Here is a 12,250-nt window from a genome sequence, read left to right on the forward strand (position 1 = left end):
ATGTATTTGAGATGACTATTCACAATGATAGATTTTGTATTCATAGCCGTTAACTGCTGGTAAAGTTTTAGTTTCAGCAAGACATTTTTCGGTTTCGGGTGCTATAGGTGCATGAAAATTTACTAACCACAAATCAAAAGGTTTTGGTAGAGTTTTTAAAATATTATTGAGGGTGTTTGTAGATTTATTTGGGTCTTGGTCTTGATGAGCAAGAATAAATTGTAGTGATGGTGAGGGTTGGTTTTGAAGTTTCCATTCTCTGGCAACACCCATCATTTCACCTATTTGGACATGAGTAATTTGAGTAGTGGCAATTACCGCCGGAACTTGAGATGTTTGCCTGATAAGTTGTAAAAATAAATCAGGACGATAGTATTTTTGATAACCCAAATTACAAATTACCGTTACCGCACTACAAAACCCCATCAGCCAAATGATAGCTAAAGCTTGTTGACCTGTAATTTTATAGTTGTTTTGCTGAGTTTGCCAACGAACTGCTAAACTTGCACCGAGTAAAAGGATGACAGCCGGAAAGTAAACAAAGTTATAACGTGCGCCTCTGGTTAAATCAATTCCCAGGAAATAAGTAAAGACAAAAAATAAAGCGATCGCAGCTAAAATAATTCCCCAAATCACCTGAGTTTCTGGTTGTTGTAATTGCACTTTGATTCCCCGAATCAATATTGGTAAAAACCAAATAAAGAAAATCAACATTACTAAACCAGAAATTAAAATAATTGCTAGTTGTGGTGATTCAATTGGCAATAAAAAAAGCATTGTCACCCAAGCGGCGAAGGCTTGAAAAAATGGGTTTAACCACTCGAAACCTTGGCGCGGTTGTTGTATCCAATCGGTTAATTTATCACCATAGTTATTCTGTAAAAATATGGGTAGCCAAACTATCCCGGAAACAGCAGTACCAGCAGCAACCGCATAAATTCGCCGCCAAGGTGGAGAGATAAAATTACGTTGTCGCCAGCCGATAACAAGTAAGACTAAAGCTTCACTACCAAGGGTAAGAACAAAAAAGTAATGTGTCGCAATTCCGAAAGCATTAATTACTACCCAAGCTAGTGCTGTATTGATGGGTAACGGTGTGCGATTTTGCATGTGGCGTGTAGCGATAATGAAGCAAGCCAAAGATGCAATTACCCACAAAATTGCTAAAGTGTAATGACGTGCTTCTTGGGCTAAAAAAATCGCGTAGGGTGATACCGCCATAATGGCAGCAGCGATATGTGCAATCAAGCGAGAGCGAAAAGTTAGCCATCCTAAACCATAAATAGCGGGAATTGATGCAGCACCAAAGATTGCGGCAAGCGATCGCGCCCCCCATAATGAAACTAGACCTTGTTGTGTCGGAAATAACTGCATCCACCAATGCGCCAAGAAAAAATATAGTGGCGGATGATTAGTTTCGCGGCTCAAGTGCGCCCAAACATTTTGTACAGTATCACTTGCTTGGGGTTGTAATGGTTGTAATAAAATATCAGGTGCGATCGCTTGGTCTAAGGGTACTGGTAAAAAACTATTCCCCAAGCTAAACACTAAAGTCGAAAATTCATCAGTCCAAGGTGGTTTAGCTGTTAAATTAGTGAACCGCAAACCCAGACCAATCAACAACCACAGCAGTAACAGCAAAGGATGAAACCAGCGAGTATTAGTTACAAAATGCCAATGTCCCGACATGGTTTGTGGGGTAACGCGGCGGTTAGCAAAGGTAGATAACAACAAGCTCGCATTTTTGTAAAATTTCGATGCACTCCAAAACAAAACTTTCATAGCCGCGCCATTTACAAGTCAACTCTTTGCTATTCTGACTTGATTTGTAAATTTAAGTTCATTTAGATTTCTCCCTTGTCTCCCGTGTCCCCCTTCCCAACAAACTCCCTCATTTCACATCAGTTACGCGCCAACTCAGTTTTAAGTTCACCCAAAAATTCCAGATAGTCGCAACTGCGATCGCAATCAAGTTAGCAATATAACGATTGGGAATCACCAAATTAAACACCAAATTTAACACCAAAACATTGATTCCCAATCCCGCCAAGCACACCAGATTAAATTTCAAAAACCGCTTTATACGATGATGCCATTCTTGCTGCTGCATCGACACATCGGCAAATGTCCAAGCATCATTCCACAAAAAATTGTTGAAAATAGCAATTTCACCCGCAATGATTTTACTGCGTGTCAATGGTAAAGCTAAAGTTGATGGGTCACTCAGTAAATAAAGTATTGCCATATCTACAAATACACCACTTAGCCCTACCAAGCCAAAGCGCAGAAATCGACCAATAGGAAAAGAAAATTTTTGTCCCACTTGTGTTGTAGTCAGCCGTAAGCGCAATAAGTGATGCAAGTATTCTACATATTGCTTCCAAGTTACTTTGCTTTCACCTTGTTTGCGCTCACAGAATACATAACCCACCTCGGCGATTTCTGCTACATTTCCCCTAGCAATGACCTCTAAGAGAATTTTGTAGCCTACAGGATTGAGTGTCACCCCTGCAATACAACTGCGACGCACCATAAAATAACCACTCATCGGGTCAGAAACTCTCCCTAATACCCCTGGTAAGAAAATCAAACCCAAAACTTGAGCGCCACGAGATAAAAAGCGTCTCACCGCACTCCAACGGCTTACCCCACCACCTTCTATATGACGACTAGCAACCGCCAAGTCTGCACCTTGTTCAATACTATGTAACAGTTGTGACAATACTTCTGGCGGATGTTGTAAATCTCCATCGATCACTCCTAACACACTTCCCCTCGCAACTTGCCAACCCCGAATAACTGCTGAAGATAATCCCCGTTCTTGTTGGCGACGCATTACCCGCAAATTGGGATATTCTGCCATCATTGATTGCGCGACTTCCCAAGTGCGATCAGGACTATCATCATCTACCACAATTAACTCATAATCATCGGGAATCACTTCCTCTAGCAGTTCACTTAGTACTCTGATGAGCCTGGCGATGTTGTCACGTTCTTTATAAGTAGGAATGATCAGCGAAAAATAAAAGTTTGTTCTACCTGTTGTGAGATGGGGAGGTGGAAATTCTGAAATCTGCAAACCGCCAGATGGCACTGATAATAATGTATTGCTTGGGCTGTTTCTCATAGAGCTAAATTACGGTGGGGAAGAGAAAATCAGATTGCTAACCTATTTTATATTTCTTTACATAGTTTATTTTTCCCCAAATGTACTGATAATCAGAAATTGGCTCAAGTCGCTAGATTAGCACATAGTTTATCCTGCCCTCTTCTCCCGAATATTACATAAGTCAGATCACTTATAAAACAAATGCACCTAACGAGTAGGTGCAATGATTAGGTAATTACAGAATTAGTACTACTATGTAAAAATAAGTAGGTAATAACTCAGGAGCTAATAGAGTTTATCTGAATCATTAGGAAAACGTTTCCGTAAAAATACTGATTTTTCTATTAAAAAGCATCAAATATTTTTTGCTAAGTATTTTTACGATTAGCAAATTTTCTTAAGTAATAAATCTTAGATTTCGGATGTATAAATAAAAATCTCTATACAAAGCCCTAGACTTTCGCTAGATAATATCAATAAAAACAATACAGTTTTAGTTATTAATTGTGATCAACACTTCTGTTGCAAACATTCTTGAACGTGCTTTAATGGGGTACGATTTATCTCCTGAAGACGGAGTATTGTTGTTAAAGCAAACTGCTCCTGAAGCGATCGCAGCAATTCGTCACACAGCCGATCAACTCCGCTACAATCAGGTAGGCGATACTATTACTTATGTAATTAACCGTAATATTAATTTTACCAACATTTGTGAACAGCATTGTAGTTTTTGTGCTTTCCGCCGCGATGCTGATGATGTTGGTGCTTATTGGTTAGATTGGGGGCAAATTTTAGAAAAGTCCCAAGATGCAGTTAAGCGGGGGGCGACAGAAATTTGTATGCAGGGGGGATTAAACCCCGAAGCTCAAATTAACGGCAAATCTTTGCCTTATTACCTGAAGTTAGTTGCAACGATTAAACAGGAATTTCCCCAAATTCATTTACACGCCTTTTCGCCCCAAGAGGTGCAGTTTATTGCCAGAATTGATGGGCTGGATTATGCAACAGTGATTGCAGCTTTGCGGGATGCTGGGGTTGGTTCGATACCAGGAACGGCGGCTGAGGTGTTGGATGATGAAGTGCGAAAAGTGTTGTGTCCTGAAAAAATTAACACAGCGACTTGGTTAGAAATTATCTCCACAGCCCATAAATTGGGTTTACCTACCACCAGTACCATGTTATCGGGGCATATCGAAACCCCAGAACAACAAATTGGGCATTTAGAAAAATTGCGATCGCTCCAACAAACAGCCATCAATCACGGCTATCCCGCACGCATCACAGAATTTATCTTATTACCCTTTGTGGGTCAAGAAGCACCAAAATCTTTACGTCGTCGGGTAGGACGTGATCAACCAGTTTTAGCAGATGCTTTATTATTAGGCGCAGTCGCCCGAATTTACTTGGGTAATTGGATTCCTCACCATCAGCCCAGTTGGGTAAAGTTGGGGTTAACTGGGGCGACAGCAGCCTTAGTTTGGGGTTGTAACGATATTGGTGGCACATTGATGGAAGAACACATCACCACAATGGCTGGTGCTGTGGGCGGTACTTGTATGGAAGTGGAAACCTTACAAACTGCGATCGCATCTTTGGGAAGGCCTTATCAACAACGAGATACTTTGTATCAAAAAGTGTGAAGAAGAATTCAGAAGTCAGGAGTCAGAATTCATAAGGAATACAGAATAATAACTCCTAAATTCTGTTTTGATAAAATTTGTTGCTGATTTTATCCTTCATGCTTCTCCTGATCCCCTAGATACCATTCCAAGATAGGATGGACGATGATTTATGTGTAGTTTCAAATAATGCTTATGAAACGCTATTGGTCGCGTCTGCTTGCTTTGGTTTTAGTTTTAGCTATTGGCTTAATTGGTTGTTCCAGCCCTGATAGCTTAACGGGGGATTATCGCCAAGACACCTTGACTGTAGTCAGTACCCTGAGAAAAGCCCTAGAAGTAACTGACGACTCACCAGATAAAGCCGCACTTCAAGCAGATGCGCGGCAAAAAATTAACGATTTCTCCGCCCGCTATCAACGCGCTGGTTCAACTTCTGGTTTAAGTTCTTTTACAACCATGCGTACCGCCCTTAACTCTCTGGCGGGACACTACAGTTCTTACCCAAACCGTCCAGTTCCGCAAAAACTGAAAAGTCGTCTAGAACAGGAGTTTCAGCAAGTAGAATCTGCACTCAAGCGTGGTGCTTAACTATTCCTCTAGTGATATTTTTTCAGATTCAAGAGTCCAGAGTTATGACTTTGGACTCTTGATTTATTTATTTTGACACAGGTATATCTGTTAGGGCTGACGCACAAAGATTGTTTGTGAAGAATGGGTGTAGGGTTATGGGGTGTAACCCGAATTTCTCACGTATGGGTAGCGGGTGTGGGGAGTGTGGGGAGTGTGGGGGGAAAGATTTCTTCACCATCCTCCTACCCTTCCCACACCCCTGGATTTCTCTCTTGTGAGAAATCCGGGTGTAAGGGTTTTGAACACTTACACCCTTGAATCCCTATACCTCCAAACTTTTAATTTTTCGTGTAATTGCGTAATTCCTAGATGCAATAGCTGTATTTAAAGGAAAGATGATTTTCCGAGCGTCAACGCTAGAAATACTAATCCTTTCACTCTATACCTCTTGCTATAACAATTGATACACCTTAATCGTCAATGCCCGTGAATTTGTACATCTACCTTGTTGGTATATCTCACTGTTCTGCAAAATTATTATGGCAACGCTTGTGGGCTGTGGTTTTTACTAGTAGTATTTTGCTACCTAACTTGATCAGTCAACCAGCTCAAGCACAAGTTAACCAAGATTGCAAGTTATCAAACACAGCCGCCCAAACCAAGGAAAAATTGCGTTTGTCGGCACTCAAAGGCGATCGCGATGCCCAAAGCCAGTATCAAAAGTTAGTACGCCAACACGCCCAAGATGTCCAAAAATGCCGCAGCCGTACTTGGCCAAAAATTCAAGCTGTTTGGGTGCGTTTATATCCCTGTGATATTCAACCAGGGATAATTGACCAAATTATGGATCGAATGGTCAACCGTGGCTATAACCAAATTTATGTAGAAACTTTTTATGATGGGCAGGTATTATTACCAGCCGCCGATAATCCCACAGTTTGGCCTTCTGTAATACGGACTCCAGGGACGGAAAAGATTGATTTACTGGCCGTGGCAATTCAAAAAGGGCGAGAACGGGGTTTGAAGGTTTATTCGTGGATGTATACCGCGAATTTTGGCTATAACTACGCCAAAAGACCAGATCGAGAACCTGCGATCGCCCGTAATGGCAAAGGGCAAACGAGTTTATATGTTGTAGATAACGGTTCGCAAGTATTTATCGACCCCTACAATATGCAAGCCAAGCGCGATTACTTCGAGATGGTACAGCAAGTACTACGCCGTCGCCCTGATGGTTTGCTATTTGATTATGTGCGTTATCCCAGACAAGCAGGCACTGATTCTATTGCCACAAAAGTTACTGATTTATGGCTATTTACCCCAGCTACGCAAGAAGCTTTATTTAAGCGGGCGTTGAATACTAAAGGTTTGGATTTGATGCGGCGGTTCTTGAGTAAGGGATATGTCACCGCCGGCGATATCGATGAAGTGGATAAACTGTATCCCCAAGAAGGGGAACCGATGTGGCAAGGGCGCGTTCCGCCACCACAAGACAAAGCCCTGTTACCAGCAACCAACAGACAACCGACTTTGCAAGTTGAACTTTGGCAGTTAATGGTTGCCCATGCTATGCAAGGTATCTTAGATTTTGTTGCTTTAGCCAGTTACCCAGTACAGCAGCTAGGCATTCCCGCCGGAGTAGTGTTTTTCCCCGATGGCAACCAAATGGTGGGACAAGGCTATGATTCCCGCTTGCAACCTTGGGATAGATTTCCCAGCAACTTGCAATGGCACGCGATGGCTTATGCAACTTGTAGTGATGTTAGCTGTATTGCCGACCAAGTGCAACGGGTGATTAGTGCCGCCAAACCGGGGACAAAAATTATTCCCGCCTTAGCAGGTGCATGGGGACAATCAACCAGCACTCGCCCATCCCTAGAAGCCCAAATGCAAGCCCTACGCAAATATGCGCCGCAACTCGCAGGTGTGAGTCATTTTGCTTATTCTTGGCAATACCAAGAAAATGATAGCGATCGTAAATTCTGCCGCCTGCGTTAATCATATAGCAGAAGGCAGTGGTTCAGCTTCGCTCACCAACCAGGCAGGAGGAAAAGTCTTACTATAGCAGTCCTAAATCATTTGTAAAATTTCTATATCTTTTTCTTCTTTCTTACCTTTGCGTCCTACCCTGCGGGAAGCCGCTTGCGCGTCTAATACCATTTCACGAAAAAAATGATACAAATTCATGTTTTTTTATTCTTTCCCCTTGCCCCCTGCTTCCTGCCCCCCTGCGGTCTATTTGTATCAAACTTAAAGTGAAACAGTATAAGGCGTTCTTGGTGAAGCAGTCCGGTCTTGGGGGTTTCCCCCATGAGGAACTGCTGAACCCGGAGGGCGGTTCGTTTCCATATCTATGTTTTTCACGACTCATTTAGAATTGCTATATTCCAAGGGGCTAGTACAGGTCGGCGTAAATAAACAGACTATCTGGAATTGCTAAAAGGCTTGTGGTATCGTTATTATTTCTTTTTCCTTTTGCCTTTTTTACCCTGAGCGCAGCCGTTCGCGTTAGCGTCTCCGACAGGAGAAGGGTTACTTTTGCCTTGTTGTACTAGTGGAACGCCCAGTTGTCAATTCTTTTCTATCTTTGCCAGTCACCCAACTGGGTAGTGAGAAAATAACGTACATGATCCACAAATGTTAGCCCTTGTTGTCTGGTTCCATGTCCCATTCCCGGAACCACATAATAAGCACCATCGGGAAATTTTTGAGCGCAAGCACGAGTATCTTTAATATTAACAATTGGATCATTCGCGCCAATTAAAAAACGCACTCTTCTGGGAAGTTCGACTTGTTGAACATAGTTCATCGGGTTACATTCCCAAGTATATTTATCTTGATATTTGAGATGTTTAGCTAATTGTAAAAGTGAAACTATAGGTTGTAAATCCGGCTGGAATTTTTTTAAGAATATTTCTGCTAAATTACCAAGGGGCGAAGCTGCTAAATCAGGTAAAAAACCATATCCCCAACTTTTAGCAAATGATGGCAGATCAGCATGACCAATAGTGCCTAGTAGTCTATCTCCCAAGCTATGTGCTGTAAAGGTATATGCAGATAGCAAGACTCCCATACTAACTCCAAATAATGCCAATTTTGTCTGACTCAGATTATAGCGATCGCAGCAAAAATCTCGTATTCTAGTAATATCCTGGGCAGTACTGCGAAATATAGATAAAAGTAATGCTGTATCAAAGGCAATACCTCGGTCAATTAATGGCTTAATTTCGTTCTGCACTACAGCCGTAAATGTACGTACTAAGCTGCGTTCACCCGCAAAAGGTGTATCAAATAAAGCCACAGCTATACCCATTTGCGTTAATGTCGGCACAATAAAAGCATTCCAACCATAAGGCGCACACATCCCTTGCAAACCAATTACTAAGGGTGTGTCTTGTGTAGGCTGGTGCTGTGGTAAAAATACGGCGACAGGAAAACCACTTAATCGTTCATCAATATCAGCCACACCAGTGTAAACATAAGGTTCATAAAACCAGTAGCGATGCCCATTTACACCATCAAAATTAATGGTATCCATTAGAAGTATGAAGTATGAAATAATTCATCATACTTGCTATTGCATACAAAATCTCAAAACATAATACCAAATCAATTATAGCTTTTCCTAGTCTACTGAGGTACAAATTTATCTGTTTCTATCTGCGTTCATCCGCGTTTATCGGCGGTTAATTATTCTTACTTGTACTTCACTAGAATGAGACAGGACTTACGCAAAATCATGAAAAAACGAACCGCAAAGGGCGCAAAGGACACGAAGTTAAGAGGATTTGAGAAGGTTCTTGCGTAAGTCCTATGAGAAAAGCTATAGCCTTCGTTCGGATAGGCTAGGCTGGCTTCGTTTGTGTAGTCTGATGGGAAGTTTACTTCGTCTCCATCCAATTTTCTCCGGCGCGGACTTCTACTAGTAATGGCACAGTTAAAGTTACTGCACCTTCCATGACTGATTTAATTTGTGGTTGTAATTCTTCCCATTCGTGGGGCGGAACTTCAAACACTAATTCGTCGTGAACTTGCAATAATAAACGTGCTTGATATTGTTTTAAAATTTCATGCAATCTCACCATTGCAATTTTGATAATATCCGCACTAGAGCCTTGAATTGGTGCGTTGGCAGCAGAACGCAGTAAGCCAGCATCAAACGCACCTATATTTTTTAATTTACTCAAGTCAATATCTTCAGGATTGGTATTTTTTAACTTGCGTAAGCTGTTGGTTTGGAAATCAAAATAACGCCGACGACCGAGGATAGTTTCAACATACCCTTGTGCGATCGCTTGTTTTTTCACGCTCTCTAAATATGCAAATACTTTAGCATAGCGTTCGTTAAATCGCTTAATAAATTCATTGGCAACATTCTTATCTATTCCCGTAGAACGTGAGAATTTCAGCGAACCCATACCATAAATTACACCAAAGTTAATTGTCTTGGCTATTCGGCGTTCATCTGCGGAAACATCTTCTTTCTCAAATACCAGTCGCGCTGTAACTGTGTGAATATCTTCGTTTTGCTGATATGCTTTCACTAACAATGGTTCTTGACTCAAATGTGCTAAGATTCTCAACTCAATTTGTGAGTAGTCAGCAGCAACCATCAAGTAATTTTTTTCTGGTAAAAATGCTTTGCGAATTTGCCGACTAAAAGCAGTTCTAATGGGGATATTTTGTAAATTTGGGTTGGAAGAAGATAACCTACCAGTTGATGTGGCAGCTTGGTTAAAATCAGTATGCACACGTTGAGTATCTGCACGTACCAACGCAGGTAAAGCGTCTACATAAGTAGATTTTAATTTAGATAATGTGCGATACTCAATTATCGCCTCGACAAACCCAGTGTTATCAACTTCTAATAGCTTTTCTAAAGTTGCGGCATCGGTAGAATAACCAGTTTGAATCTTGCGAGAATATTTAGTACTTAATCCTAACTTTTCAAACAAGATTTGGCTTAATTTTTTCGGAGAACCTAAGTTAAATTTTTCGCCAGCAATTTCAGTTGCCGTCTCTTCGATTCTTTTTAAATCTACTTCTAAATGTTTTGAGAGTTCTTGCAAATAACCAGAATCAATGCTGACACCTGTATATTCCATCTCTGTAAGAACGGCTTCTAATGGCTGTTCTACTTCTAGTAATAATTTTGATAAAGCTGGAAATTTATCCAGTTCTTCGCGCAATTTTTCTACTAATTGCCATGTAGCATAAACTTGGAAACAACAATAATTGGCGACAGCCGAAATATCTAAGTCAGCAATGGTTTTACCTTTAGGAACTAATTCGGCATAATTTTGAATAGATAAGCCTAAATATCGTAAAGCTAAATCAGTTAAATTATGGCTAGTATCGGGATTTAAAACATAACTAGCCAGCATTGGGTCAAAGACAATTCCGGCTAAGTTGATTCCTTGACAGCGAAATACTAAGCGGTCAAATTTACCGTTTTGAAATGTCTTCGGATAATTAGCACTTTCTAAAATGGGACGTAGTGCTGCAAGTGCTGTTTCTGGATTTAAATTTTCCCCGTTTTTATGCGCCAGGGGAATATATGCTGATTCATCTGGTTGCGTTCCCCAACAACAACCAATTCCGACTAAAGCTGCATCTCGCGGTTCTAAATCACTGGTTTCTGTGTCCCAAGCCACTGGGTTTGTAGGGTCAGTAAATTGTTGCAATATATTGACCAACTCAGTCAGTTTAGCTTCACTATTAATTATCCGTGGCTGAATTTCTGAAACTGGTTGCTGTTGATATGCGGCTGTTTCAGCAGCAGTAAAAAACGATAAATCATCACCATCATTATCTGTGCTTTGTGGTTCTACATTTACAGGAGTTTCTGTAACTTCACCACCAAATTTCTGCTGAAGTTCGTTGACCTTCTTTAAAAAGGTATTGAACTCTAGTTTTTCTAAAATAGGAGTAAGGACACTTGTATCAAATCCAGTTAATTTGCAGTTGTCTAAGTTAACTTCTAGAGGTACTTCAGTGACTATTTGTGCTAAATATTGCGACTTTTTAGCATCCTCTTGACCTTCGGTAAGTTTTTTTTGCGTCGCGCCTTTAATTTCCGCTAGTGCAGCATAAATATTATCCAAAGAACCATAGGTATTTAATAGCTGAACTGCCGTTTTTTCACCTATGCCTTTTACCCCAGGAATATTATCTGATTTATCACCACACAAGGCTTTATAATCGACGATTTGTGTAGGTAATACGCCTAATTTTTCTTTAACTTGTTCTACACTAAATTCTGTGATGCTATTTGTGGCGCGTTTGAGTGCATCGGGACTAAAGTTTAAAACGGTAATTTCTTTGTCTGGGTCAATGAGTTGAAATAAATCGCGATCGCCTGTTAAAATTTTCACCTTATACCCAGCCGCCGTGGCTTTTTGCGCTAAGGTTCCCAACACATCATCAGCTTCGTAACCAGGCGCAGTAAAAATCTTCAGGTTCAAGCCTTCGAGTAATTCATGCAGATTTTTTAAATCAGGAACAAAGTCTTCTGGTGTTCCCGGACGGTCGGCTTTGTATGTATCGTCAGCTTCGTGGCGGAAAGTCGGTAAACCCAAATCAAATGCAACCGCCATTGCTTGTGGCTGTTGTGTTGTCATCACTTCCAGCAAAGATTTGAGAAAACCAAAGCACACACTCGTCGGTATCCCGGTTTTAGTTCGCAGTCCGCCATCTCGTCCTTTGGCGAAAGCAAAATAAGAACGAAATGCTAAAGAATGTCCATCAACTAAGATGAATGTGGGGCGTGTTGTAGTTAAAGTAGAATTTTTAGACATATTTATATTGTAGCGAATAATGGGAAATTAAATAGTTTGTTAGTCAGGAATATGGGATAAATTTAACCGCAGATGAACGCGGATGTACGCTGATTTTTTTGATTATTATCTGACGTTTATTGTAATATTTCACATAATAATTTATTTGTCAT

At 40.9% G+C, this 12,250-nt stretch carries 7 protein-coding genes; 3 read left to right on the forward strand and 4 right to left on the reverse strand.

Translation table 11 applies throughout. From position 1 onward, the window contains the following. Positions 1 to 15 precede the first annotated feature (15 nt). Together H6G74_RS27025 and H6G74_RS27030 are read right to left on the reverse strand one after the other, a co-directional pair. Complete coding sequence (locus H6G74_RS27025) at positions 16 to 1,689, reverse strand: glycosyltransferase family 39 protein (RefSeq protein ID WP_190970596.1); 1,674 nt, start codon at positions 1,687 to 1,689, stop codon at positions 16 to 18. Between the two features lie 202 nt (positions 1,690 to 1,891). Continuing rightward, complete coding sequence (locus tag H6G74_RS27030; protein ID WP_190970579.1) at positions 1,892 to 3,127, reverse strand: glycosyltransferase; 1,236 nt, start codon at positions 3,125 to 3,127, stop codon at positions 1,892 to 1,894. A gap of 488 nt (positions 3,128 to 3,615) precedes the next feature. Between H6G74_RS27030 and cofH the strand changes: the two genes are divergently transcribed. The 3 genes from cofH (at position 3,616) to H6G74_RS27045 (ending at position 7,299) form a co-directional block, all read left to right on the forward strand. After that, positions 3,616 to 4,749, forward strand: coding sequence for a 7,8-didemethyl-8-hydroxy-5-deazariboflavin synthase subunit CofH (cofH, locus tag H6G74_RS27035; protein ID WP_190970580.1), 1,134 nt, complete (start codon positions 3,616 to 3,618; stop codon positions 4,747 to 4,749). A 174-nt stretch (positions 4,750 to 4,923) separates the two neighbouring features. After that, positions 4,924 to 5,319, forward strand: a complete 396-nt coding sequence (gene psb27, locus H6G74_RS27040) for a photosystem II protein Psb27 (RefSeq protein ID WP_190970581.1) — start codon at positions 4,924 to 4,926, stop codon at positions 5,317 to 5,319. A gap of 462 nt (positions 5,320 to 5,781) precedes the next feature. Further along, entirely contained in the window at positions 5,782 to 7,299 is a 1,518-nt protein-coding gene (locus H6G74_RS27045) for a family 10 glycosylhydrolase (RefSeq protein ID WP_190970582.1), read from the forward strand. A 583-nt stretch (positions 7,300 to 7,882) separates the two neighbouring features. Here the strand turns inward: H6G74_RS27045 and H6G74_RS27050 are convergent. Together H6G74_RS27050 and polA are read right to left on the reverse strand one after the other, a co-directional pair. Then, positions 7,883 to 8,839, reverse strand: coding sequence for an alpha/beta hydrolase (locus H6G74_RS27050; RefSeq protein WP_190970583.1), 957 nt, complete (start codon positions 8,837 to 8,839; stop codon positions 7,883 to 7,885). Positions 8,840 to 9,182: 343 nt separating this feature from the next. Next, entirely contained in the window at positions 9,183 to 12,098 is a 2,916-nt protein-coding gene (gene polA / locus H6G74_RS27055; RefSeq protein WP_190970584.1) for a DNA polymerase I, read from the reverse strand. Positions 12,099 to 12,250: the final 152 nt, after the last annotated feature.

It is taken from the genome of Nostoc spongiaeforme FACHB-130 (assembly GCF_014698475.1).
Classification (GTDB): Bacteria; Cyanobacteriota; Cyanobacteriia; order Cyanobacteriales; family Nostocaceae; genus Nostoc_B; species Nostoc_B spongiaeforme.